At 52.6% G+C, this 25,836-nt stretch carries 19 protein-coding genes; 11 read left to right on the top strand and 8 right to left on the bottom strand.

The genetic code is table 11. The annotated features are described in order from the left end of the window. Positions 1-150: 150 nt before the first annotated feature. Both CUN67_RS14660 and narQ read right to left on the bottom strand, forming a co-directional pair. Positions 151-783: a response regulator gene (locus CUN67_RS14660; RefSeq protein ID WP_208716024.1), complete on the bottom strand. Its 633-nt coding sequence runs from the start codon at positions 781-783 to the stop codon at positions 151-153. A gap of 31 nt (positions 784-814) precedes the next feature. Next, positions 815-2,500, bottom strand: coding sequence for a nitrate/nitrite two-component system sensor histidine kinase NarQ (gene narQ / locus CUN67_RS14655; protein WP_208716023.1), 1,686 nt, complete (start codon positions 2,498-2,500; stop codon positions 815-817). Positions 2,501-2,739: 239 nt separating this feature from the next. On the opposite strand from narQ, the gene CUN67_RS14650 reads away from it, so the two are divergent. From CUN67_RS14650 to nudK, 8 genes are all read left to right on the top strand, one after another. After that, positions 2,740-3,012, top strand: coding sequence for a YdgH/BhsA/McbA-like domain containing protein (locus CUN67_RS14650; protein ID WP_208716022.1), 273 nt, complete (start codon positions 2,740-2,742; stop codon positions 3,010-3,012). A gap of 276 nt (positions 3,013-3,288) precedes the next feature. Further along, on the top strand, positions 3,289-4,791 hold the full coding sequence (ansP, locus tag CUN67_RS14645) for an L-asparagine permease (protein WP_208716021.1): 1,503 nt from the start codon (positions 3,289-3,291) through the stop codon (positions 4,789-4,791). Positions 4,792-4,980: 189 nt separating this feature from the next. Continuing rightward, positions 4,981-5,454: a ferredoxin-type protein NapF gene (gene napF / locus CUN67_RS14640; protein WP_208716020.1), complete on the top strand. Its 474-nt coding sequence runs from the start codon at positions 4,981-4,983 to the stop codon at positions 5,452-5,454. Continuing rightward, positions 5,441-5,725 (top strand): chaperone NapD, encoded by a 285-nt coding sequence (locus CUN67_RS14635; RefSeq protein WP_208716019.1) that lies wholly within the window; start codon positions 5,441-5,443, stop codon positions 5,723-5,725. The genes napF and CUN67_RS14635 overlap by 14 nt, the downstream gene beginning before the upstream one ends. After that, positions 5,716-8,202 carry a nitrate reductase catalytic subunit NapA gene (gene napA / locus CUN67_RS14630; RefSeq protein WP_208716018.1) on the top strand — a complete coding sequence of 829 codons (2,487 nt, stop codon included), beginning with the start codon at positions 5,716-5,718 and terminating at the stop codon, positions 8,200-8,202. The genes CUN67_RS14635 and napA overlap by 10 nt, the downstream gene beginning before the upstream one ends. Positions 8,203-8,213: 11 nt before the next feature. Next, the gene (napB, locus tag CUN67_RS14625; RefSeq protein WP_208716017.1) at positions 8,214-8,645 is read left to right on the top strand and encodes a nitrate reductase cytochrome c-type subunit; all 432 of its coding nucleotides are present in this window, start codon (positions 8,214-8,216) and stop codon (positions 8,643-8,645) included. Then, positions 8,642-9,226 (top strand): cytochrome c-type protein NapC, encoded by a 585-nt coding sequence (napC, locus tag CUN67_RS14620; protein ID WP_208716016.1) that lies wholly within the window; start codon positions 8,642-8,644, stop codon positions 9,224-9,226. Before napB ends, napC begins: the two co-directional genes overlap by 4 nt. Positions 9,227-9,392: 166 nt before the next feature. After that, complete coding sequence (gene nudK / locus CUN67_RS14615; RefSeq protein WP_208716015.1) at positions 9,393-9,971, top strand: GDP-mannose pyrophosphatase NudK; 579 nt, start codon at positions 9,393-9,395, stop codon at positions 9,969-9,971. A gap of 43 nt (positions 9,972-10,014) precedes the next feature. Here nudK and CUN67_RS14610 read toward each other — a convergent pair whose 3' ends face one another. Together CUN67_RS14610 and CUN67_RS14605 are read right to left on the bottom strand one after the other, a co-directional pair. Next, the gene (locus tag CUN67_RS14610) at positions 10,015-11,574 is read right to left on the bottom strand and encodes a hypothetical protein (RefSeq protein ID WP_208716014.1); all 1,560 of its coding nucleotides are present in this window, start codon (positions 11,572-11,574) and stop codon (positions 10,015-10,017) included. A 54-nt stretch (positions 11,575-11,628) separates the two neighbouring features. Further along, entirely contained in the window at positions 11,629-16,347 is a 4,719-nt protein-coding gene (locus tag CUN67_RS14605; protein ID WP_208716013.1) for a hypothetical protein, read from the bottom strand. A 406-nt stretch (positions 16,348-16,753) separates the two neighbouring features. Here CUN67_RS14605 and CUN67_RS30405 point away from each other — a divergent pair, with 406 nt between their 5' ends. Beyond that, the gene (locus CUN67_RS30405) at positions 16,754-16,894 is read left to right on the top strand and encodes a hypothetical protein (RefSeq protein WP_254711415.1); all 141 of its coding nucleotides are present in this window, start codon (positions 16,754-16,756) and stop codon (positions 16,892-16,894) included. Beyond that, the gene (locus CUN67_RS14600; protein ID WP_254711407.1) at positions 16,875-17,879 is read left to right on the top strand and encodes a DUF1176 domain-containing protein; all 1,005 of its coding nucleotides are present in this window, start codon (positions 16,875-16,877) and stop codon (positions 17,877-17,879) included. The genes CUN67_RS30405 and CUN67_RS14600 overlap by 20 nt, the downstream gene beginning before the upstream one ends. Here CUN67_RS14600 and ampH read toward each other — a convergent pair. The 3 genes from ampH to tal form a co-directional block, all read right to left on the bottom strand. Further along, positions 17,876-19,045 (bottom strand): D-alanyl-D-alanine-carboxypeptidase/endopeptidase AmpH, encoded by a 1,170-nt coding sequence (ampH, locus tag CUN67_RS14595; RefSeq protein WP_208716011.1) that lies wholly within the window; start codon positions 19,043-19,045, stop codon positions 17,876-17,878. The two genes, CUN67_RS14600 and ampH, sit on opposite strands and share 4 nt — an antisense overlap. A 145-nt stretch (positions 19,046-19,190) precedes the next feature. After that, positions 19,191-21,191 carry a transketolase gene (gene tkt, locus CUN67_RS14590; protein ID WP_208716010.1) on the bottom strand — a complete coding sequence of 667 codons (2,001 nt, stop codon included), beginning with the start codon at positions 21,189-21,191 and terminating at the stop codon, positions 19,191-19,193. Between the two features lie 72 nt (positions 21,192-21,263). Then, positions 21,264-22,214: a transaldolase gene (gene tal / locus CUN67_RS14585; protein ID WP_208716009.1), complete on the bottom strand. Its 951-nt coding sequence runs from the start codon at positions 22,212-22,214 to the stop codon at positions 21,264-21,266. 366 nt (positions 22,215-22,580) lie between these two features. Here tal and maeB point away from each other — a divergent pair, with 366 nt between their 5' ends. Continuing rightward, positions 22,581-24,860, top strand: coding sequence for an NADP-dependent malic enzyme (maeB, locus tag CUN67_RS14580; protein WP_208716008.1), 2,280 nt, complete (start codon positions 22,581-22,583; stop codon positions 24,858-24,860). Positions 24,861-24,904: 44 nt separating this feature from the next. Here maeB and hemF read toward each other — a convergent pair whose 3' ends face one another. Continuing rightward, positions 24,905-25,828, bottom strand: a complete 924-nt coding sequence (hemF, locus tag CUN67_RS14575) for an oxygen-dependent coproporphyrinogen oxidase (RefSeq protein WP_208716007.1) — start codon at positions 25,826-25,828, stop codon at positions 24,905-24,907. Positions 25,829-25,836 lie beyond the last annotated feature (8 nt).

The following is a 25,836-nucleotide window of genomic DNA, read 5'->3' as shown; positions in this document are numbered from 1 at the left end:
AGCGTGAACCCGGCTCGGGTTCACGCTGGCGGAGTGGAAGCGCTATCCTGGGACATCTCCTGCCGCAGCTTACTCTACGCGGCGCAAATTAGAGAATCGTGGAGAAATTATGGAGAAAGTGTAAATCTCCCGACGGATTTTTGTGATGTGCTAGACATTGCGGCTTTCCAGCCAGAGTACCGTGGCAGCGACGCGTGAGCGCACGTCCAGCTTGCGCAGCATATTACGGATATGCACCTTCACTGTCTCTTCCGAGATATGCAGGGTGGAGGCGATCTCTTTATTTGACAATCCGCGCGCCACTTCCTGCAACACATCAAGTTCGCGTTCGGTTAACAGGCGGAATGGGTTAGAGCTGTGGGGCCGGTTAGCCAGATATTCAACCACTACTTCGCTGAATACATTCTCACCTTGTGCGCCACGCAAAATTTGCTGTAGCAGCTGCTCGGGTTCGCTGTCTTTCAGTAAGTAACCGTCGGCACCGGCATCAACCATGGCGTAGATATCATTGCGGGCGTCTGAAACGGTGAGCACCAGGATGCGTGCCGAGATCTCCTCATTACGCAGTGCTTTCAGCGTATCCAGCCCCGACATCCCTTTCATATTGAGATCGAGCAGAATGACGTCAGGTGCGAGGCGGCGGGCTTCTGCCAGCGCCTCGGTGCCGTTATTGGCCTCGGCAACCACCTGTAACTTTGGTTCCAGAGCCAGCAGCTGGCGAATGCCACGACGCATCAGCGGGTGGTCATCAACGATCATAATTGTCAGAGTTTGCAGGTCCATATTTTCTCCAGTAAACGGTCCATGTAGCCTGTTATTCCAGCAGGTGCATCGGGCGTGGCGGGAAACGTAATGTCACCCTTGTGCCGTGATCCTGCGGGGTAATCAGCAGCGTGCCTGACAGGCGCGCGGCTCGTTCTGCCATAATCGTCAGGCCATAGTGACCCGGCGGTTCTTCCGTACTGCGTATACCTTTGCCATTATCTTCAATGGTTAACAGATGGTCCTCATCGGCAACACGCTGGTAGCGAATCGTAATCTGTTGCGCTCCCGCATGACGGATTGCATTGAGCAAGGCTTCGCGCGCAATCTGCAACACGTGCACCTGCTGCTGCGCATCCAGGCTCTGCAATCCGGGTTGATAATCAAACTGAATTTCCGCCTGTGATTGCTCCTGTAAGGGGACAATCATCGCCTGCATCGCGGCCACCAGATCGGCCTGCTCAATGGTCAGACGGAAGGTGGTTAGCAGTTCGCGCAGTTGCTGATAAGCATCCGCCAGCGCGCGATCAAATTCGCTGATGATACTTTGCGCCTCTGGCTGGCTGCCATCAACCGTGCGTCGCAGCAGAGTAAGCTGGATTCGCAGAAAGGAGAGTGACTGCGCCAGCGAATCGTGAAGTTCGCGCGCGATAGTGGCACGTTCCTCAATCAGCAGCATTTGCTGATATTGCTTCTGCGTCTGCCAGATCCACAGGGCGCGCGCCAGCATATTGGCGAGGCTTTGCATTAATTCATCAGAAGCGGGCTTCGTCGATTGCCAGCGCAATTCGCCGAGCAGCTGCTCATCCTGCTGCAAGGCCAGGTGCTGCCACATCAGTGCATCATCACTCTTCCCGGCCTGAAATGTCAGGTTTTCGCTCTCCAGCACCACCACGCGAAAACCTTCGCGTAATTTAAGTTGCTGGAGCAGCCCCTGAAAAACGTCAGGGTTGAGCGCGCTGCTGGTGAGTATCTGGGAACTTTCATACAGCAACGTCAGCATACGATTAGCCTGTGTCAGGCCTTCGGTTTTCTCCTGCACCGCATCTTCCAGCAGACGATAATGTGACTGCAAACGCGAGGCCATCGCGGTAAAAGCATGCGCCAGTACGCCGAGTTCGTTGGGTTGATCCACCGGTAAGGGCGGAAAACGAAACCGGGTTTTCTCAACATACTGGCTGGCGGTGACCAGCGAATCCAGCGGACCGACCACATTGCGGCGAATAAAACGGATGGTCCACAGCGCCAGCCCGACAATCGCCAGAAAACCAGACAAACTGCTGGCGACCACCAGATGCATTTTCAGCTCGGCATAATGTTGCACAGCCAGCACAAAACGATTGATTTCATCCACATAGGCCGCTACCTGCTGCTGATAAACCTGCAGGTGTTGCGGCTGTAAGCGCTGCTGTAACTCTGGCCAGCTGTCCCGCAGGTAGTGATAACGACTGGTGACTTCAGCCGGTACCCAGGGGCGATCCAGACCGCTTAACGCCGGTGATTCCAGTGTCTGCTGATAGAGCTGGATATGATGTTCCAGCTGTTGGGGATCGCGTGCACTGTCCCAGGCGAGGCGATAAACCTGCATGCGCAGTGAGCCAGCCGCATTGACCGTCTCAGCATCACGCAGGCTGCTGGAAAGGGTCATCAGCGCCAGCCCGGAGGTGAGAAGCGAAAGCAGTACAATGGCGCTGAGTGCGCGAGCAATGGTACGTGTTACGGGACGTTTAACGATCACAATTAAAAACCCTGTTCAGAACGCGGAATTATAAAACAGCGCGGTCACATCGGCGACGATATCTCGCCACACCAGGTTACCATTCGTACAAAAAGTAACCATTCTTTACCTTTCCCTGGATGAATCTGAGAGGGCGGGCGAAATATTGAACAAATTTACCGCTGGCCTAATCTGGTTTGCATTCGCGGGTTAATACTTTAGGGGTAGTCATTTTCCCGGAAAAATACAGGAGCATCCCCATGAAGACACGATATGCCGTTCTGGCTGGTGCACTGCTAGCCACCGCAAGTTTCAGTAGCCTGGCCGCCACCGCGTTGAGCGCGGAACAGGCGCAAAATATGCAAAGTATCGGCAGCGTTTCCGTCAGTGGCGTGAGTGGTTCGCTGGATGACGCCACCCGCCAGCTATCGCAGAAAGCCACAGAAATGGGTGCCAGCCATTACCGCGTCATCGGTGTTCAAAATCCTGGTGACTCCAGCATGTGGAGCGGCACTGCCGAGATTTACCGTTAATTTCCCTCAGTTTTTCTCCCTGTAGCAACCCTGACCGGCCAGATCCTTTGGCCGTTTTTTTTGTGCATGACAACGAATAATTGCAAATCATCCCGTGCAGACTAGCGGTATATTTTGCTTCATTCATGCAGAACGGGTAGGATTCATCGCCGTAATTTCCCTGCTGGTTGTGCGACATCGTTCTGCCGCCTGCCTGCGGGGTGTTACCCCATTTCGCACCGCACTACGCAAACGTTTGGTAAGCGGTGATTGATGGTCAGGACAAACAGGAAAGCTATGAAACCTACTAAAAAAACCGCAGCCGAACAGCGCGCTGCGAAACGACGCTGGCTTAATTCCCACGACACCGGTTACCACAAAGCGATGGGTAATCGTCAGGTTCAAATGATCGCCATTGGTGGCGCTATTGGTACCGGTCTGTTTTTGGGCGCAGGTGCACGCCTGCAAATGGCAGGTCCGGCACTGGCGCTGGTGTACCTGGTGTGCGGTATCTTCTCTTTCTTCATTCTCCGTGCGTTGGGCGAGCTGGTTTTACATCGTCCTTCCAGCGGTAGCTTCGTCTCCTATGCGCGTGAATTCCTTGGTGAAAAAGCGTCGTATGTGGCGGGCTGGATGTACTTTGTTAACTGGGCGATGACCGGGATCGTAGATATCACCGCTGTCGCACTGTATATGCATTACTGGGGGGCGTTTGGCGACGTACCACAGTGGGTGTTTGCCCTCGGTGCGCTGGCCATTGTCGGCACCATGAACATGATCGGTGTGAAGTGGTTCGCCGAGATGGAGTTCTGGTTTGCACTGATCAAGGTACTGGCGATTGCCGTCTTCCTGATTGTTGGCGTGGTGTTTCTCGGCAGCGGTAAGCCGCTGGATGGCAACGCGACGGGCTTCCATCTGATAACCGATAATGGCGGCCTGTTCCCGCATGGTTTGCTGCCCGCGCTGGTGCTGGTGCAGGGGGTGGTATTTGCCTTTGCATCGATCGAGCTGGTCGGTACTGCTGCCGGTGAATGTAAAGACCCGAAAACCATGCTGCCGAAAGCGATTAATAGCGTGATCTGGCGTATCGGTCTGTTCTACGTCGGTTCAGTGGTGCTGCTGGTGTTGCTGCTGCCGTGGAATGCTTATCAGGCGGGGCAGAGCCCGTTTGTGACCTTCTTCTCCAAACTGGGCGTGCCGTATATCGGTAGCGTGATGAACATCGTGGTATTGAGTGCGGCGCTCTCCAGCCTGAACTCAGGTCTCTACTCCACTGGCCGTATCCTGCGCTCAATGTCGATGGGTGGCTCGGCACCGAAGTTTATGTCGAAGATGAGCAGCCAGCAGGTCCCTTACGCGGGTATCCTGGTAACCATCGCCGTTTACGTCGTCGGTGTGGTACTGAACTATTATGTTCCGTCCCAGGTGTTTGAGATCGTACTGAATGTGGCATCACTGGGCATCATTTCTTCGTGGGGCTTCATTGTGATTTGCCAGATGCGTCTGCGCAAAGCCATCAAAGAAGGTAAAGCGGAAGATGTCAGCTTCAAACTGCCGTGGGCACCGGTGACCTCCTGGCTGACGCTGCTGTTCCTGGTTAGCGTGCTGGTGCTGATGGCGTTTGACTATCCGAACGGTACCTACACCATCGCTTCTATTCCGTTGATTGCGGTGATACTGGTTCTGGGCTGGTTCGGCGTGCGTAAGCGCGTCAATGAAGAAGCGCTGAAAGAGCATGACCACCATCATGATGGTGAGGAAGACGTTTCGCGCACGCTGGCAGAAGAGTCTCCACGCTAAGTTTTTTGCTGTGATAGTACGCAGGGCCGTCCAGTGGGACGGCCTTTTTTTTATCCATTCCGCAGCGGCGCAATTTATTGCAGCGCGACTTGATCCCGCATCGGGAATTACACCTTTCGAGTGATATAGCCCTCCTTAGTGTCAGGTTATTTTACGCATCTTACTTTTTATCCCGAAACAGGTGCTCCGATGGTGCTGTCACGACGCGAATTCTTTACCGGACAGCGCAAAGCTGTCACGGGGGCGATCGCGCTGCCGTGGTGGCGTCATCAGGCGGGCTGTGATGGATGTGGTCGCTGTGTTGCCGCCTGCACCACGCAAATTGTGCAGCTGACCAGCGGTGCGCTGCCACAAATCAACTTTCAGCATGGCGAATGCACCTTCTGTGGTGCCTGTGCTGATGCCTGCCCGCAACCGTTGTTTCATCCACGCGACCATCAGCCGTGGCAGCAGCGCATCCATATCAGCCGCCATTGCATCACTTTTCAGGGCGTTAACTGCCGCAGTTGCCAGGAAAGTTGTGAACAGCAGGCGATTCGCTTTCGTCTCACCGCCAATGGCATCGCCCAACCGGAAACCGTGCCGCAGCACTGCACCGGTTGCGGCGCGTGCATCGCACCTTGCCCGGTGTCAGCCACAGGATTAGATCATGAACACAAATAACAGCTGGCACGTCTGTGGCCTGGTGATTCAGGCACGCCCAGGCGCCGTCGCTGCCGTCACCCGGACGCTGCTGACGTATGCCGACAGTGAGGTAGCCGCACAAGATGCCGCGCGCGGTACGCTGGCCGTCACCCTCGGAGCCGCCGACAGCGCGACGCTGCTCAGCAATATTGAAGCCACCCGCAACATCCCTGGCGTGCTGGCGGTCTCTCTGGTGTATCACCAGCAGGACGAATTTGAACAACCCGCAAAGGAAGCATTATGCAACTAAGTCGTCGTGATTTTATGAAAGCCAACGCGGCGGCGGCTGCCGCGACTGCTGCTGGACTTGTTATTCCCTCGGTCACTAAAGCGGCCACTGCGCTCGCTGCCCCGATTCGCTGGGAAAAAGCGCCTTGTCGTTTTTGCGGCACGGGCTGTGGTGTGCTGGTCGGTACCCAGGATGGCCGGGTGGTCGCCTCTCAGGGCGATCCGCAGGCGGAAGTCAACCGCGGACTTAACTGCATCAAAGGTTACTTCCTGCCAAAAATTATGTACGGCAAAGATCGTCTGACCCAGCCGCTGCTGCGCATGACCGATGGCCGTTTCGATAAAAAGGGTGAATTCACGCCGGTAAGCTGGGACCAGGCGTTCGACATCATGGAAGAGAAGTTTAAGGCCGCGCTGAAAGCCAACGGGCCGGAATCGGTCGGTATGTTTGGATCCGGCCAATGGACGCTGTGGGAAGGCTATGCCGCCTCGAAGTTAATGAAAGCGGGCTTCCGCAGCAATAACCTCGATCCGAATGCGCGCCATTGTATGGCGTCGGCGGTGGTGGGCTTTATGCGTACTTTCGGTATGGATGAGCCGATGGGCTGCTATGACGATATCGAGCAGGCCGATGCCTTCGTGCTGTGGGGATCGAACATGGCCGAGATGCACCCGATCCTCTGGTCGCGCGTGACGGCGCGTCGCCTGAGCAATGAAAACGTTAAAGTTGCTGTGCTTTCTACCTATCGTCACCGCAGCTTTGAGCTGGCCGACAACGGCATGGTGTTCACGCCGCAAACCGATCTGGTGATCCTCAACTTTATTGCCAACTACATCATCCAGCACGGCAAGGTGGATAAAACCTTCCTGCAAAATCATGTGAATTTGCACCGGGGGGCGACCGACATCGGTTATGGCCTGCGTCCGACCGATCCCCGCCAGGCGAAGGCGAAAAACCCGGACAGCGGTGACTCAACCCCGATCAGTTTCGATGAATACGCGAAATTCGTCGCTGAATACACGCTGGAAAAAGCCAGTGAAATGAGCGGGGTGGAGAAAGATCAGCTGGTGATGCTGGCTGAGCTGTATGCCGATCCTAAGGTCAAGGTGGTGTCGTACTGGACCATGGGTTTCAACCAGCATACGCGCGGCGTGTGGGCGAATAACCTGGTCTATAACCTGCATCTGCTGACGGGCAAAATCTCGCGTCCGGGCACCGGGCCGTTCTCACTCACCGGGCAACCTTCGGCCTGTGGTACGGCACGTGAGGTGGGCACCTTTTCTCACCGCCTACCTGCCGACATGGTGGTGACCAACGACAAGCATCGCGCACTGGCAGAAAAACTGTGGAAGCTGCCAGCAGGCACTATCCCGGCTAAAGTGGGTTATCACGCCGTGGCGCAGGATCGTGCCCTGAAAGATGGCAAGATCAATGCCTACTGGTCCATGTGCAACAACAACATGCAGGCCGGGCCGAACCTGACTCAGGAACGTATGCCGGGCTGGCGCGATGAACGCAATTTCATTGTGGTATCCGATCCTTATCCGACTGTCAGTGCACTCTGCGCCGATCTGATTCTGCCGACCGCCATGTGGGTAGAGAAGGAAGGTGCCTATGGCAACGCTGAGCGCCGTACTCAGTTCTGGCATCAACAGGTCAAAGCACCGGGTGAAGCGAAATCCGACCTCTGGCAACTCGTCAACTTTGCCAAACGCTTCCGCGTGGCCGAAGTGTGGCCGAAAGAACTGATCGCCCGACAACCGGAACTGCGCGACAAAACCCTGTATGACGTGTTGTACGCCAACGGCCAGGTTAATCAGTTCCCGCTGAGTGAAGTGGCTGACGATCAGCTGAACGACGACGCACGCGCCTTCGGTTTCTATCTGCAAAAAGGATTGTTTGAAGAGTATGCCAGTTTTGGTCGTGGTCACGGCCACGATTTGGCTCCGTTCGATACCTATCACCAGGCGCGTGGTCTGCGCTGGCCGGTGGTCGATGGCAAAGAGACGCGCTGGCGTTATCGCGAAGGGCATGACAGCTATGTCAAAGCGGGGGAGGGGGTGCGTTTCTACGGTAAACCGGACGGTAAAGCGACGATTTTCGCCCTGCCGTATGAGCCGCCTGCCGAATCGCCGGATGCAGAATACGATCTGTGGTTCTGTACCGGGCGTGTGCTGGAGCACTGGCACACCGGCACCATGACGCGTCGTGTCCCCGAGCTGCACCGCGCGGTGCCGCAGGCGCTGCTGTATATCCATCCGCTGGACGCCAAAGCCCGTGGGCTGCGTCGTGGCGAGAAAGTGCGCGTGGTATCGCGTCGTGGTGAAGCCCTGGCCACCGTCGAAACCCGCGGCCGCAACCAGCCACCGCAGGGGCTGGTGTTCACGCCGTTCTTCGATGCCGGGGTACTGGTGAATAACATCACCCTGGACGCCACTGACCCCCTATCGAAGCAAACCGATTATAAAAAATGCGCCGTTAAGCTGGTGAAAATTTAAGGCAGGATGCAATGAAACCTCTTATTACATTTCTCTCATTCGTCGCCCTGATGCTGGGCGGCTCGGTCTGGGCCGCGAATGGCGTAGACCTGAATCAGTCACCCGAGGTGACGGCGACGCAGCAGGGCACTATCCATCAGCCTAAAGAGCAGAGCCGCAAGCCACTGAATTACGTCAATCAGCCGCCGGTCATTCCACATAGCGTGGATGGCTATCAGGTGACAAAAAACATCAACCGTTGCCTGCAATGCCACGGTACCCAGAGTTATCTCACCACCGGCGCGCCACGCGTGAGCCCGACACACTTTACCGACCGTGATGGGCTGGTCAGCAGCTCGGTATCCCCGCGTCGCTACTTTTGTCTGCAATGCCATGTACCGCAAACCGATGCCAAACCGGTGGTGGAAAACACCTTCCGCCCGGCTGAGGGCTTTGGTCAATGAAATCGATGATTCTCCGCATCTGGCGCTGGTGGCGGCGACCCAGCCGCCTGGCAATCGGCACCTTGCTGCTGATCGGTTTTGCCGGTGGCATCATTTTCTGGGGAGGTTTTAATACCGGGCTGGAGATGACTAACCGCGAACAGTTCTGTATTGGCTGCCATGAAATGCGTAATAACGTCTACCAGGAATATATGCAGACGGTGCACTACAACAACCGAAGCGGCGTGCGTGCCACCTGCCCGGATTGCCATGTGCCGCACGAGTGGGGACCGAAGATGTGGCGTAAGCTCCAGGCCAGTAAAGAGGTTTACGCCAAGGTATTCGGCATTGTTGATACGCCCGAGAAGTTTGAAGAGAAACGTCTCGAACTGGCGCAAAACGAATGGCGCAGGATGAGGAACAATAATTCGCAGGCTTGCCGTAACTGCCACAACTTTGAATATATGGATTTCACGGCGCAGAAGACCGTAGCGGCGAAGATGCATACTAAAGCGGTGGAGGAAGGGAAAACCTGTATCGATTGTCACAAAGGTATCGCCCACCATTTGCCGGATATGAAAGAGGAAAAGAACGGGTTTTAATGCGTGATTCCTGCTGACCACGCGATAGAACGCGCCGCTACCCGGTTCAACGGACTGTAGCGGCGCAATTTATTGCGCGTGTTGACTGTTCAGACAATTAAGATAGTTTTCCTCAGGGCTTCGGCCTATCATTCCAGGCTCCCTCAAAATTTGCAGTGGAGTGGTCATGCCGTTAAAGATCAACATCATCAAAGAGAAGTTGCTGTCAGAAAATTGGTTTGTCTTGCGCAACTTTACCTACGAAATTACCCGCAACAATGGCGAAGTGCTGCGCCACAAACGTGAAGTCTACGATCGCGGCAACGGTGCCACTATCCTGCTTTATAACCGTGAAAAAAACAGCGTGGTGCTGATTCGCCAGTTCCGCATCGCCACTTACCTTAATGGTAATGAAAGCGGTGAGCTGATCGAGGCCTGCGCCGGGTTGCTGGATGATGACACCCCAGAAGATTGCATCCGCAAAGAGGCGATTGAGGAGACTGGTTATCAGGTTGGTGAAGTCGAAAAACTTTGGCAGGCTTACATGTCACCAGGCGGCGTCACGGAAATTGTGCACTTTTTCGCGGCGGAATATAGCGAAGCGCAGCGCACCAATAATGGCGGCGGCGTAGAGGACGAAGAGATCGCGGTACTGGAGCTGCCTTTTCCGGAGGCGATGGCCATGGTGAAGAATGGTCGTATTTGTGACGGAAAAACGATTATGTTGCTGCAACATGCGCAGATAGCGGGCTGGCTCAAAGCCTGATGGGGGAATAAGCAGGGAGGATTCCCTGCTTTTATGCTGCTCACTATCCAGGGTAGTGTTCATCTAAAAATTTAAAGAACGCTAAATTTTGTTGCAGGACGATATTATACCATTCCCGGTGTTCATTCCCGGAACCCTCGTCCGCTAAATCATATAAGTAATCCAGTGGATAGTTAGTAATAAATAAGTCACGTGGATTAATCGGATAGTCTGTATGGATTTTGCTGAATAATTGCCGTGGCAGGTAATTCCCCTGCCACATAATTATCTTCTGTGCTTCATGGACCATGGCATACCAGTTATCTGCATGTTTTTTAAAATAGATAAGTTCACCGGGACCTTCAAGCCCTTCGTTATCAATAAAGGAAACTCGCTCATCAAATTTAGCTAAAAGTTCTAATTCCATCCCGACAGTTGAACCATCTTTGGTGTTGCAAGGAATACCATTTAGTGAACCGTAATCATTGCAGGTTTGATCCTGGTTTTTGGCGATAAAACGCTCTGTAATGCTGTTCAGACCGCGGGAAGATAAACCCAGGCTTTGTAAGTCCGCGCCATCGAGATTTTTTAAAATTTTCTCTGGTTCAGCAATGCCATGGGATAAAATGCGGATTAAATTATTTTCACTATTATGCAGCCTGCTCCAGTCGAGATGCTTTTTTTCAACGATGGACTTTATTGATTCCCAAAGTGCCATAAATCTTTTGTTCTGTGCGTAATATGCGGTTCCCTGGTTTATTGCCATGATATCTGCGTCTTCAATGATAGCCGTTTCTTTATACTTATCCCAGTTTTCGCCAATATAAAGAGCGGCTCTCTCTCTGTATTCAGCATAGTTGCTTTCATCATTGTTTCTGGCAAGCGCAATCGCGCGAAATAAGCAATTTCCATCATTGATAACGTTGTGGACTTGATTGCTGTTATCAATGAACTGGTAATGTTCAAGGCCATCCTGCCAGACTCTGCGCAGGCGTATCATAGTTTGTGGATCGGGTGTTTGACTAATTGAGCAATATTGATTCTCGCCACCCTGGCAAGTATGGTCTTCAATATATAACCGGGTATCCAGCGAACCCGCGACACCGTAAACGGCTAAATCCATGGCGTTGTTGTTCCAGTAACCATCTGTGCGTATATTTTGTAATGTTATTTGTTTTATTTGTTCAGGTGTCAAACCTGGAGCAGCAGAATCTGTTTTTTTGCACTGTGATACGATTGATTTTTTTATGATCGATTTTCTTGCGGTGTTTTTTAGTACGCTGCTAACCGTTGTTTCTCCGGTATGTTCAGAGAGGTTTTTAACTTTTTGGCTTGGTTCCCCGAACGTATCTAAAAAAAGCTTAGGCATGGGGCGTTTACTGGCTGTGCCTTGCTCATAACGAAGAGCATGTAACAGTGACCTGTTGCTCGTTTGTGTATTCGGTTTTAAGCCTAAGTGGGTCGAACGATTCGACATCAGTGTAGTGGTGCGTGGATGTTCAGATTGTAAACCACGGTTGGATACATGGGTGATGCCAGGGAGTTTTTTGGTTATTTCTTTATTATGTTGGTGCAGTGTTGATATCGCACTTTGGCGGTAAGATTCTATACTGGTATTTAACATCTCAATCTCCTTATTGAATAATAATTCTCTTAACTTTTTACAGGATCTAAAATATTAACCTTCATGATCAGTGAGCTTTAGATCCAACAGGATTTTCGTGCGGATTGGCAGGTTAGAATGTTGAGTCGATGGTCCAGGCTGGCCCGCAGGATGCATATAATATGATGTGGTCACTGCGTTCAACACATTATCCGCTTCACTTAATATTGCAGGAGGCAATCGTTTGATGGCAGGGTGGTCTATTCCGGCGCGAATGTTGGTTTCCACAGGTATGACGGTAGATTTATACGTGGAGGCACCCAGTGGTTGAATCTGTACTGATTTAAATCGTCCTGCTTTATCCTGATGTAATACTAAGGTTTTCCCTGCAACGGCATCTTTCAGCATCGCTGAAGGGATTATTTGTGCAATATTGCCCTGGTTGTCCATATTGCCTGGCTGAGACACCAGTGGCTGACCAGAACGTTCTGCCCCTTTGCCGGGTTGATATAAATGACCACGATGTCTGTCATCTATAACAATTATTTTTTTTCCTGTTGATGCGGACGCTGCGCTAATGATCGCACTTTGTAAGGGTTGTACCGCAGGTCTGGTACGATACAAATTTTCCGGGCGATGTTGGGTAAGCAGTCGCAGTGAATCCTCAACCCGCGTACACCAGTTATTATTTTCACGTTGGCGTATTAGTGTACCCTGTTTGGTTGCTAAACCCCGCGCTTGTGCAGCAGAATTGAAAATCTCACGCGGGTGGTGAATTTTTTTTATGGCCTGAATGGCGGATGCTACATTAGCACTCACTTCGTGAGATCTGGCTGGTTGCCGAATTTTTTCGGCGTAATTTTGCAGGACAACAGGACCTGGTGGTGCATTACAGAATGGAAATTCAGGTGGTCTGCTCGGAAGATTATACATATAACTCCCTTTCTGTATATCCATAGCCGAAATCACCTCAACATCATAGCGTTCGGTGAGGGTGCCAACCGTTGAAATTTCACCTCCCTTATTGGATATTTTCAGTGGTTGTATGTCAAGAAATGGTGTGAACTGAATATGTTGTATCTGAAATGTGGGGCAGTATTTCTCCTGAATGGTTTCATTAATTTTTTTATTGTCAATATATCCATTCTTATCGAGGATATCGCAGAGTTTAAACCTGATCATCGTGAGGCCGGGATTCGATGACTGAATATTTTGTGTTTCCACCTCTTCGCCATTGGCATAAGAGAGCGTGGTGGTACGTGTTTCAGTGACGTTGGTGTTGATATAAACAAAAACTGGCCGGTGCATTTCAATCCAGTAATTGGAAAACTGTGTCCCGAGATAGAAAAACCATTTCCATTCTTCAGTAACTTTCTCATAGTGTTCATATTTACAGGCGGAGTCGATGGCTTTTTCATAATCATTTTCATCATCGCGAGCTGCACGGTCGGCCCGATATTCGGTCATGTCATACTCCGCCTGGGTGGAAAATATCCCCTGATTGGCGGCGGCATGAGCCAGAAGCGCCAGCTCCAGTTCTTCTTCGGCAATGATTTTTTTATTCTCCGCATCAATTTCATCCTGCCGCCAGGCTAATGCATCAGCCAGGAAAGGTTCAAGTAAGGTAATGGAATAGAGCAGGGAGTCAGATATACGGTGTTTTTGATTGATGGACTGGATAAATTTTTTAGCGCTTTCAGTATTGATATCTGTGACATCTTCCTGAATAAAATATTCCAGTAAATCCGCTTCAGTGAGTTTTTGTCCTGTTTTAGCAATGCGTGCAGGGACCCCTCTTTCATAAATGTTATCAATAATCTTCTGATAAATTTTATCAGGCGCTAAGTTGATATCTTTACTTTGTAATTCTCTAAATACGTTGAGGCATTTTAGTAAATAATTGATATGGTTGTTTTCATCACTCAATATGGTTTTCCGTAACTCCCCGAAGATTTTGCCAATATCTTTAGGGTAATCGTCCCCGCCTTTAGCCAGCAACGTTAATAGTTCTTTTCTGATATGAGCGAATTGATCTTCGGTAAATGTCTGGCCGATGGCATTGTCATCTTTGTCATTGCCGGTTTTACAGAGATCCTTTAAAACACGGTGCGGAGATGCACCTTCTATAAGTTTACAGGCTGTATTGGTATAACGGTCACCCTCTTTAGTGCCAGGGTCGAAAGCAGCGAGCGCCGTGTCAAGTTCTGCGGCGATTAAACCATTTATCTGGGTAATCAATCCGCTGGTCAGCGTGTTAAGAAAATGATGGGGCTGGCCGGTACCGGTATCTGTGGATAATTCCAGAACATCGGCAGCTGCGAAGGATTTTCTCAGAATATAAGAAAGAATCTGGCAGCTTCGCTCCTCATTGGTGATATCAGTAGTAATGGAATCACCAAGCACTTTAATGATGTTTTTCTGGCTGTCAGAATCCACCCAGATACCCATTCCCGCAGCTTTAGCGAAGAAATCACTGGGCGCAATTTTCGGATAGGTTGACAGAGATTGCTGTATCTCTGCCAGCTCCTGTGCTAATGGTGTGGTTTCATCGCTGATCAGCGTGAGCATTTCATCACCGGAAAACAGGTCTGTGATGGCCCGCCGGATCTCCAGTTCAGATTCAGGGGCGAATGGATTATTTTCTACCAATGCCAGGGCGATATTTGCATATATTGCAATGTCGTAGCTAATATTTGTGTTGGCGACTATTTCATTCAATCGATTGATATGTGAGTGTGCCGCAAAAGTCTCATCCAGCATGTTATCGAGAAATTTATGCAGAATATATAAGTGGTCAATTTCTTTGACCAGTGTTTCTGTCAGCAGGGTATTACTTGTTATCGCATGATACTTAAAAAAATGGGACGGGCGCAGTGAATTAGTTTCCAGGTCAAAAGATAATTTTTCGGGTAACAACTTAAGAATTGTCGCGATATCGACTTTGAATTGAGGCAGTTTAGTCTCTGCATCGGCATACCTGTTACGTGACAGCAGGAAATCCATGACAATTTCCTTAATGTGTGTTTGCTGCTCCCCTGAGATATTCAGCTTATCGACCAGGTACGGGTCAAGATGCAAACCTTTCTGGTAACGCTGTTCTAATCTGGCAGGGTTCAGCGCACTGACGATGCTTTCTTCAATTTTCAACAGGAATTCATTGCCTGGAGGGATATCGTAGGCGCTGGTACCGGTCACCGCCAGCAATAGCCTTTCACGCATTTTCCAGTTCATCGCGGGGGGGAGAAGCCGACTGATTGCCAGCATGATGCCCCGGTCATAACCGCTACCCATGGTGCTCATCTGTGCCGAGAAAAAGGCATCAACTTCCTGTGGGGCAGGATAATAGTTTTTCATCAATTGATACAATTGCGTTGTATCCCCGATGTTTTCTGCAATTACCTGACTGACATCCAGCATCGAAGCCATACAAATAAAATCATAGCATTCTGTTGGGTTATACAATAAATGGGGTGATACCTGTTCCGCTATTTCCTGAAGATCAATGTCATCAATCACCATATCCTGAAAATCATCATTCCGGGTCATCAATGATTTCAGTGTCGCGTCCACACCGGCATTTTGCAGTCGATCAAGAGCATTGAAAAAAAGATCCTGATACAGGATATGTACTTCAGCAAATTCAACTTTGTTTTCAATGCGCTTTTTTAAGTTACCGAGAATTCGGGGTATCCGGTACAATATATTGAAACTCTCACTGATACGCTTAAGAAACGTGCCATGTTTCAGTCTCTTCAGATCGGTACTGTTCTCTTTATATTCAGTCAGCAGATCATCGATTTCATTTTTTAAGACATCGAGCTTAAACACCGTAGGCAGATTATTTAATTCCCGCCATAAATCGCTGCCACTGGCGGTTTCACTCAATACTTCCTGCAATCCTGTGTTATTGATAAGTGATTCGATGACCTCACTGGTGGTTTTACCGTTATAGTCAATTTCGCATAATTGATGGTAGTATTGTGTCTCAATGGGGGCGCAAAGCAGCTGTAATTCATCCAGTAAGTCTTTTTGTGTCTCATTGATGACCATGAAGAATTTATTATTGTTATTGGATAGCATCTCCCTGATTTTATCTTCAATGCCTGTCCACAAGTCAAACTGAGTTAAGAAAGTTTCCAGGTGAGGGTTGCTCACGATAAATTCCCATAATCTGCGATAGTTTTTCCTTTGCTGACATGTTGTGGATAGTGATAAGACACCATTCCAAAAAACATCCAGGTGATGGGTTTGCCGATCGGCGCACACTGCGGAGATAGTGTTGAAGAGTATTTTTAATTTTGCATTATCAGTTTTTACTAACTTGTTATTGATGACTGTTTTATTTCTTTCCCAGGCATTTTTCGCCTTCTGACGTATCTTTTTTTTCAACCCTTCTTTCTTATTGAAAATATCGTCACACTGGCTGGAAAATCTTCTGATGTGATAGGATTTTGATTCGCTCAGCAGCTCGGTGACTGTTGGTAGCTGCTCGATCAGTTCCTCATTATCACGAAACTGTTGAACAATCTGCCTGGCAGGAACATCTGCGCATTTGCTAGATTGCGGATGATATATCGCTTTCTTTGGCCGGGTTGATCGTTCTAAACGAGCAGGCCGTAGGTTATTGGCTTTTACTGAAGACACACCTAAGGATGACATAGGCCGGTCAATCAGATTCCGTGGGGCAGAGATATTATTAATTGATTGTATATGGGTGGTGATTTCCTTTCTGCATATTGGTTGAGTGACGGAGGGTTTATTTACGATGGCATTAATTGCGCTGCTGCTTAGCATATTTCATCCTGGTCCCTGATGATCGATTGTTACTCTGGCGAGATTTCCCTGCCAAATAATTAAAAGAGGGAATTCTGCCATCCCTTTATCACAATATTCGCTTGTACCCGTGCCAGCGGGAAATGGAGTGAAGTTTATACGGCAACTGAGCTAAACCTATTTATCGTAACATATCAATTTATGACGATTTTGTGACGACGGCAGATATTCTCGATAATCAGCATGGCGAAAACGGAGACTTTCTGCATCAACCCGATAATTGTGCGACAAATCCGATTGAGCAGAATTCATTCGGCACGGATGATGACAGTTCAGTTTTACCCGCAGAGATCGCTCAAAGCGACGTCTTTTTCGGCAGTTAGCACCGCTTTTCGGGCCAGTTCACAGATTAGGTCCGGTGTCAGTGATGCCATTGCGCTATCATCTTCTTTCTAAGAATTTGGGGATCGGTTTTTTAGATGTCGTATTGGATGAAGTCGCTGCTTTTATTGCTCTTTCTTTTTGCTGCGGGAGTGCAGGCGGATCCACTGCAAAAGTCATTTTCTGACTGGCAGCTGACCTGCAACAATGCGGCTTTTTGTGTAGCTCGCAGTTTTCCTGGTGATAATGGACTGGTCATGACGATATCGCGGCACGCCGGTGTGGACGATCGCCCGCTGCTGCGCATCGACTATGGCAGCGCGTACAGCGGCGAATTACCGGGTGCTGCCTTGCAGGACAATCTGTTGCTGGACCAGCGGCGAATGAAACCCGATCTTAAGCACTGGAGTGTAGAACCCCACCACCTTGCCACCAGTAACGCCATCGCCATTGACGAGTTTCTGGCGCAAACGCTGGATGCAGATACCCTTCAACTCACCTGGCAGGCCAAAGCATCGATATCACTGCATGGTATGAAAGCCGCGTTGCTGCTGATGGATGACGTGCAGGGCAGGGTGAATGGTTTAAGTGCCTGGGTAAAACGCGGCGATCGCGTGGTATGGGATGTCCCGCCGCAGCCGCCATTGCCCCGTTTACCCGCCCCCTTACCCCAGCCGGTCGCGCTGACCCGCGAGGAAACCAGCGGATTAATTGATTACGGTACCTGGCGTATCAACACCGACAGTTGCTCACTCGATCCGATGCGACGAGAAGTGAGCGTCGCCCCGCTGACAGACAGCAAAGCGCTGCTGCTTATCAGCTGCGAAACCGGGGCGTACAACGTTATTGACCTGGCATTTGAAGTGACGCGCAACCAGCCGTATGTGGCGCGCGGTCTGACGTTAACCCTGCCGTTTACCCCACCGTCGCGCACCGATAATCAGCTGGATTTAGTGAATGCGGAGTACGATGCCAGCAGTGGTTTCCTGTACACCTTCAGTAAAGGTCGTGGTCTGGGGGATTGCGGCACGGCGACACGCTGGCAGTTCGATGGCAGCGAATTTGTGCTGGCGGAGTATGCGGAAGAGAAAACCTGCGATGCCTGGCACAGCAGTGACGACTGGCCAACCCTGTGGGTCAGCCAGCCGCAGACCGGGCCGCAATCGCGTTAACGAATCGCCTGCACCATCATCGGTGAACCGCTCTGGTTACCCACCAGCTCAGCCAGCATATCGTTGACGCCATCGCTCATCGGTGTGAAGCGCGTCAGCGGTGAACGCGTCACCACCACGAACACCCCAACATTATGTTGTGGCACCATCGCCATATAGGTGATGAAACCGCCACCGCCACCGGTCTTCTGGATAATGCCGGGATGGCCATTTTTCGGTCCCATATACACCCAACCCATGCCCAGCGCATCGGCCCGGCCTGGCACATCCATCCCTTCCACTTTATTCAGCTGGTCACGGCGATAGATCAGCGTCTGCAACCGGTCGATCTGTGGGGTGCGCTGATTAACGGCCGAGTTAAGGAACTGCTGCATCCAGCGTCCCATATCCTCCGGCGTTGAATACACGCCACCGCTGCCAATCGCCGCCAGCGTGTTGTTACACGGGCTGGCACCTTTTTCGGCAATCATCAGCCGCTGACACTGGTCCGGCGATGGGGTAAAGGTGGTGTCCTTCATGCCTAACGGGCGAGTGATAAGTTGCTGGAACAACGCCGGATAGGGTTTACCCGCCGCCTGCGACAGGGCATCACTCAGCAGGTCATAGCCGAGGTTCGAGTAAGAGGCGTCCAAACCAGGAGCGACTTTAAGAGAGGCGCGTGACAGCCACTGCCAGCGATCGCTGCGCGTCGGCCAGTTGAACACCGGACGATGCGGTTTGCCGCCCGGTTGCTCACGCGGCAGGCCGCTGGTATGGGTCGACAGGTTAATCAGGCGAATCGGTTGGCCGTTGTAGCTCGGTACCCGCATTCCCTGAGGGGCGTATTTGCTTAACGGATCGTCGAGGCGAATCTGGCCGCGTTCGGCCATTTTGACCATCACTTCACTGGTCATCAGCTTACTCAGCGAAGCAATGCGGATCAGCGAATCCTGCTGTGGCCGCACGTTGCTGCCCGGACGGGTTTCGCCAAAGCTGGCGAAAACGCGTTGATTGCCATCAATGGCCACCAGTGCCATCCCCACGGCACCACTGCCGTAAAAGATGTGTTCGGCATAACGATCAACGATTTGCGAAGCCAGCAGCGGATCCGTGGCGACCTGCGCCATGCTTTTTAAAGGAAGCAGTGAAACCATTAATGTCAAAAACCAGGGTGTATGTTTTTTCAACGGTAAGACGTCCGGCAGAAGAAGCGGAGAAAAGTCTTATAGTAATCAGTTTGGACGAGGCGGGAAGGGGGCAGAGCAGGTTTTTTTCTGTATCAGGCTGTGATCAAAAATGGCCCTGACGCCGGGAGACGCAGGGCCAGAATGATTAGTGAGGCTTGAGTAATGCTTCGGTATGGCTGACGATATTCTCCACCGTAAAGCCAAATTCCGGGAACAATTTTCCGGCAGGCGCGGATTCACCAAAGGTGGTCATACCGACTATCGCCCCGTCCAGACCGACATATTTGAACCAGTAATCGGCAATGCCGGCCTCGACGGCGACGCGCGCTTTCACGCCAGAGGGGAGTACCGATTCACGGTACGCCGCATCCTGTTTATCAAACACGTCGGTGGAGGGCAGGGAAACCACGCGGATTTTATGCCCGTTGGCGGTCAGTTTGTCCGCTGCACCCAGGGCAATCTCGATTTCCGAGCCGGTGGCGATGATGATCGCTTCCGGTGTGCCATCGCTATCCTGCAACACATAACCACCACGGGCGATATCCGCGACCTGTTGTTGGCTGCGTTCTGGTTGCAGCAGATTCTGACGCGACAGAATCAGCGCAGTCGGGCCGTGATGACGTTCCACCGCGGCTTTCCACGCCACCGTGGTTTCCACCTGGTCACACGGACGCCACACGCTCATATTGGGCGTCAGGCGCAGGCTGGCAAGCTGTTCCACCGGTTGATGCGTTGGACCATCTTCCCCCAGACCAATCGAATCATGGGTATACACCAGCACCTGGCGTGCCTTCATCAGCGCAGCCATACGCGCGGCGTTACGGGCGTATTCGACGAACATCAGGAAGGTGGCGGTGTAGGGCAGAAAGCCACCGTGATGGGCGATACCGTTACCAATCGCCGTCATCCCGAACTCACGTACCCCGTAGTGGATGTAGTTCCCGGCAATATCTTCCTTGATCGATTTAGAACCGGACCAGATCGTCAGATTGCTCGGAGCCAGGTCGGCAGAGCCACCGAGGAACTCCGGCAACAGCTTGCCAAACACTTCGAGGGTATTTTGTGACGCCTTACGGCTGGCGATTTTCTGCGGATTGGCCTGCAACTGCGCAACAAATGCCTGCACATCGTTTTCCCAGTTGGCGGGCATAGCACCGCTCATGCGGCGTTTAAATTCTTTGGCCAGCTCAGGATGGGCAGCCTGATAAGCCGCCATTTTGTCATCCCAGGCTTTTTCCCGCGCGGCACCGGCCTCTTTGGCATCCCACTGCTGATAGATTTCTTTCGGGATTTCAAACGGCGGGTAATTCCAGCCGAGTTGCTTACGCGCCAGTGCCACTTCTGCTTCACCGAGCGCAGCACCGTGTGATTCTTCCTTACCGGCTTTATTCGGCGAGCCAAAACCGATAATGGTGCGACAGATGATCAGCGACGGTTTGTCAGTGACGCTTTGCGCCTCTTTAATTGCGCTGGCGACGGCGGCCGGATCGTGCCCGTCAATATCGCCAATCACATGCCAGTTATAGGCTTCGAAACGTTTATGGGTATCGTCGGTGAACCAGCCTTCGGTTTCACCATCAATCGAGATGCCGTTGTGATCGTAGAAACCGATCAGTTTGCCCAGTCCAAGGGTGCCCGCCAGCGAGCTGACTTCGTGCGAAATCCCTTCCATCAGGCAGCCGTCACCCATGAAGACGTAGGTGTAATGGTCAACGATGTCATGTCCCGGCTGATTAAACTGCGCAGCCAGCGTGCGTTCGGAAATCGCCATCCCTACCGCATTGGCCAGCCCCTGGCCCAGCGGCCCGGTGGTGGTTTCAACGCCTGGGGTGTAACCCAGTTCCGGGTGTCCCGGCGTTTTCGAATGCAGCTGGCGGAAGTTTTTTAACTCTTCCATCGGCAGATCATAGCCGGTGAGGTGCAGCAGGCTGTAAAGCAGCATCGAGGCGTGGCCGTTGGAGAGGATAAAGCGGTCACGATCCGCCCAGGCGGGATTGGTCGGGTTATGTTTCAGGAAATCGCGCCACAGGACTTCGGCGATATCCGCCATACCCATGGGGGCACCGGGGTGGCCTGAATTTGCTTTTTGTACTGCATCCATGCTCAGAGCACGAATCGCGTTAGCCAACTCTCTGCGTGAAGACATAGGGTTCTCCCTTGTGATTTGGCAAAAATAAGGACGGGCAGACGCCCGTCCGGCATGATGTGAGGATGATGTTTAGAGGCGAGCAGCCAGCACGTCCTCCAGTTTTTGCTGGTCGACAGCAAACTGACGGATACCATCAGACAGTTTTTCTACCGCCATCGGATCCTGATTATGTTCCCAGCGGAATTCCGCTTCAGACAGCGGAGCAGGTTGGTGGAAGCCTTCCGTGGAGGGTTCCAGTTTACGTTCTACCGGCGCATCGCTGTTTGCCAGCTCCTCCAGCAGGTTCGGGGAGATGGTCAGACGGTCACAGCCCGCCAGTGCCAGGATCTGCTCCACTTTACGGAAGCTGGCACCCATGATGACGGTGGTGTAGCGGTGCTTTTTGTAATAATCGTAGATACGGCGCACTGATTTCACCCCTGGGTCCTCATCAACCACATACGGGTCGAGCGGTTTACGGCTGTTGTACCAGTCATAAATACGGCCGACGAACGGTGAAATCAGGAACACCCCGGCTTCGGCACAGGCACGGGCCTGGGCGAAGGAGAACAGCAGCGTCAGGTTACAGTTGATACCGTTCTTTTGCAGTTCTTCGGCGGCGCGGATCCCTTCCCAGGTCGACGCCAGTTTGATCAGAATGCGTGAACGGTCGATGCCGTTCTCTTCATACAGGCGAATCAGTTTTTCCGCTTTGGTGACACACATGCCACGATCGAAGGAGAGGCGAGCATCCACTTCGGTCGAGACACGGCCTGGTACGCTTTTCAGAATTTCCATACCGAGGTTGATCGCCACTTTATCGCTGGCATTGATGATCTGCGTTTCTTTGCTGCCGCCCTGTTTTTTCGCGTAGTCGATGGCATCATCAATCAGGTGCTTGTAGGCGTCGAGTCCGGCGGCTTTGAGGATTAACGAGGGATTGGTGGTTGCATCTTCCGGGTGGTAGTGGCGAATGGATTCAATATCGCCGCTGTCCGCCACCACGGTGGTGAACTGTTTCAATGCATCTAGCTGGTTCATCGCTTAACTCCTTGATTAGCAATCATTAGGGCAAATAAAAACCTCAGGCAGCCATGGCTTTGTTGCGCCATTTCCTGGTGGGTACCGGTCCAACACATTGCTACAGGCGTCAGGTGAAGAAAATGCGTTTTCTCTGATTGTGACGCCGTGGTGCCCACCGCGCGCGGTTGTGATTGAGGGGCCTGCCTGAAAGGTGTCAGCTGCGCGTTTTACCACTTTTAAGCATAGCAGCCTGTGACGGACCCGTTGATCCTGCTGTGGCAATCTGTGCCCTTGCCAGCCGTGCATTCTTTGAGCGCCTTCACCCTCTTTTGTGCCGTTGATTTCTATACTGAGCGCTTATCTCTCCGCGCAACAGGATGCCCAATGGACGAACAACTGAAGCAAAGTGCTCTCGATTTTCACCAGTATCCCACTCCCGGAAAAATTCAGGTGTCACCCACCAAGCCGCTGGCGACGCAACGCGATCTGGCGCTGGCCTATTCCCCAGGCGTGGCGGCCCCCTGCCTGGAGATTGCCGCTGACCCGCTGGCGGCACACAAATACACCGCGCGCGGCAACCTGGTGGCGGTGATTTCCAACGGTACCGCAGTGCTGGGGCTGGGCAATATCGGTGCGCTGGCCGGTAAGCCGGTGATGGAAGGCAAAGGGGTGCTGTTTAAGAAATTCGCCGGTATTGATGTATTTGATATCGAAATCGACGAACGGGATCCGGACAAGCTGATTGAGGTGATCGCGGCACTGGAGCCGACCTTTGGCGGCATCAACCTGGAAGATATCAAAGCGCCGGAATGTTTCTATATCGAGCAGAAGCTGCGTGAACGGATGAAGATCCCGGTGTTCCATGACGATCAGCACGGCACCGCCATCATCTGTACCGCAGCGGTGCTCAATGGTTTGCAGATCGTCAAAAAAGCCATCTCCGATGTGCGGCTGGTGGTATCGGGGGCGGGTGCCTCGGCCATTGCCTGCCTGAATCTGCTGGTGGCGCTGGGGATGCAGCGTCATAACATCGTCGCCTGTGATTCGAAGGGGGTGATCTGGCGCGGACGTGACCCCGAGATGGCGGAAACCAAAGCGGCTTATGCGGTTGAAGATAACGGCAAGCGCACGCTGGAAGAGGTGATTGCCGGGGCGGATATCTTCCTTGGCTGCTCCGGGCCGCAAGTGCTGACGCCGCAGATGGTGCAGCAAATGGCGCAAGACCCGCTGATTCTGGCGCTGGCCAACCCGGAACCGGAAATCATGCCACCGCTGGCGAAGGCGGTACGGCCAGACGCGATAATCTGTACCGGGCGTTCTGATTTCCCCAATCAGGTGAATAACGTGCTGTGCTTTCCTTTTATCTTCCGTGGTGCGCTGGATGTCGGGGCCACTGCTATCAATGAGGAGATGAAGCTGGCGGCGGTGCACGCCATCGCGGCGCTGGCGCAGGCTGAGCAGAGCGATGTGGTGGCCTCGGCCTATGACGATCAGGATCTGAGTTTTGGCCCGGAATATTTAATCCCTAAACCCTTTGATCCGCGCCTGATTGTGCAGATCGCGCCTGCGGTCGCCAAAGCGGCGATGGATTCCGGCGTGGCGACGCGGCCGATTGCAGATTTTGATGCCTATCGCGAGAAACTCACTGAGTTTGTTTATAAAACCAACCTGTTTATGAAACCGATCTTCTCTCAGGCGCGTAAAGAACCCAAACGCGTGGTGATGGCGGAAGGGGAGGAGGTGCGGGTGCTGCATGCTACCCAGGAGCTGGTGTCGCTCGGGCTGGCGAAACCGATCCTGATTGGACGCCCGAATGTCATCGCCATGCGTTTACAAAAGCAGGGTCTGAAGATCGAGGCGGGCAAAGATTTTGAGGTGGTGAATAACGAATCCGATCCCCGTTTTAAAGCCTACTGGAGTGAATATTATCAGATCATGAAACGGCGTGGTGTGACGCCGGAAATGGCGCAGCGCGCGGTGATCGGCAACCCGACGCTGATCGGTGCCATCATGGTGCATCGTGGTGAAGCAGATGCGATGATTTGCGGCACGGTGGGCGATTATCATGAACATTATGAGGTGATCGAGAAGGTGTTTGGCTTCCGGCCTGATGTGCGAGTGGCCGGGGCGATGAATGCGCTGCTGCTGCCGAGCGGCAACACTTTTATTGCCGATACCTATGTCAATGAGGATCCGACGCCGGAACAGCTGGCGGATATTACCCTGATGGCGGCGGAGACGGTGCGACGTTTTGGTATCGAACCCCGTGTGGCGTTGCTGTCGCACTCCAGCTTTGGTACTTCCAATGCGCCGGGGGCGCGCAAGATGCGTGATGCGCTGGCACTGATTCAGCAGCGAGCGCCGGATCTGGAGATTGATGGTGAGATGCACGGTGACGCGGCGCTGGTGGAAAATATCCGGCGCGAGTTGATGCCGGACAGCCCCCTTAAAGGCACGGCTAACCTGCTGATCATGCCGAATGTGGAAGCGGCGCGTATCAGCTACAACCTGCTGCGCGTTTCCTGCTCGGAAGGGGTGACGGTCGGGCCGGTGCTGATGGGCATCAGCAAACCGGTGCATGTGCTGACGCGCATCGCGTCAGTGCGACGCATCGTCAATATGGTCGCGCTGGCGGTGGTGGAGGCACAGACCGAGCCGTTGTGAATAAACCGGTCGCCATAAATGGCGACCCTACGACTGACACCCATTCATCGGGATTGCAGGCCCAGCCAATCTTTCACCGGCAGGAAATCGCGATACAACGCCGCTTCCGGTGAATCTGCTTCCGGCTGGTAATCATATTCCCAGCGCACCAGCGGTGGCATCGACATCAGGATCGATTCGGTGCGTCCGCCGGTTTGCAGGCCAAACAGCGTGCCGCGATCCCATACCAGATTGAACTCCACATAGCGGCCACGGCGATACAGCTGGAACTGACGCTCGCGCTCGCCCCACGGCAGCGCTTTGCGTTTTGCCACAATCGGGCGATAGGCTTGCAGGAAGCCATGGCCTACAGCCTGGGTAAAGGCAAAGCAATGGTCAAAATCCGGGGTGTTGAGGTCGTCAAAGAACAGGCCGCCAATGCCGCGCTGCTCGTCACGATGTTTCAGCCAGAAATAGTCGTCACACCACTTTTTATAACGCGGGTAGACATCCGCACCGAACGGCTGGCACAGGTCAAACGCGGTCTGATGCCAGTGCAACGCATCTTCTTCAAAGCCGTAGAAAGGGGTGAGATCGAAACCGCCACCGAACCACCACACCGGATCGGCACCCGGTTTTTCGGCGATAAAGAAACGCACGTTGGCGTGGCTGCTCGGGACATAAGGGTTTTCCGGATGGATCACCAGCGAGACGCCCATCGCCTCAAAACTGCGGCCTGCCAGCTCCGGGCGGTGCGCGGTGGCCGAGGCAGGCATTTGATCGCCATGGACATGGGAGAAGTTAACACCAGCCTGCTCAAACACCGCGCCGTTACGTAATACGCGGCTGCGTCCGCCGCCGCCGCCCGGGCGTTGCCAGCTGTCTTCGGCAAAATCGGCAGCACCATCTTCCGCTGCCAGCTGGGCGCAGATGTCATCCTGGAGCGCCAGCAGAAAGGCTTTGACGCGGGAAATATCGGGATTGCTCATGAGTTACT

The organism is Pantoea cypripedii, assembly GCF_011395035.1.
In the GTDB taxonomy this organism is placed as follows: Bacteria; Pseudomonadota; Gammaproteobacteria; order Enterobacterales; family Enterobacteriaceae; genus Pantoea; species Pantoea cypripedii_A.
The sequence above is the reverse complement of the archived record's forward strand: the minus strand, read 5'-3'. Positions and strand labels throughout refer to the sequence as shown.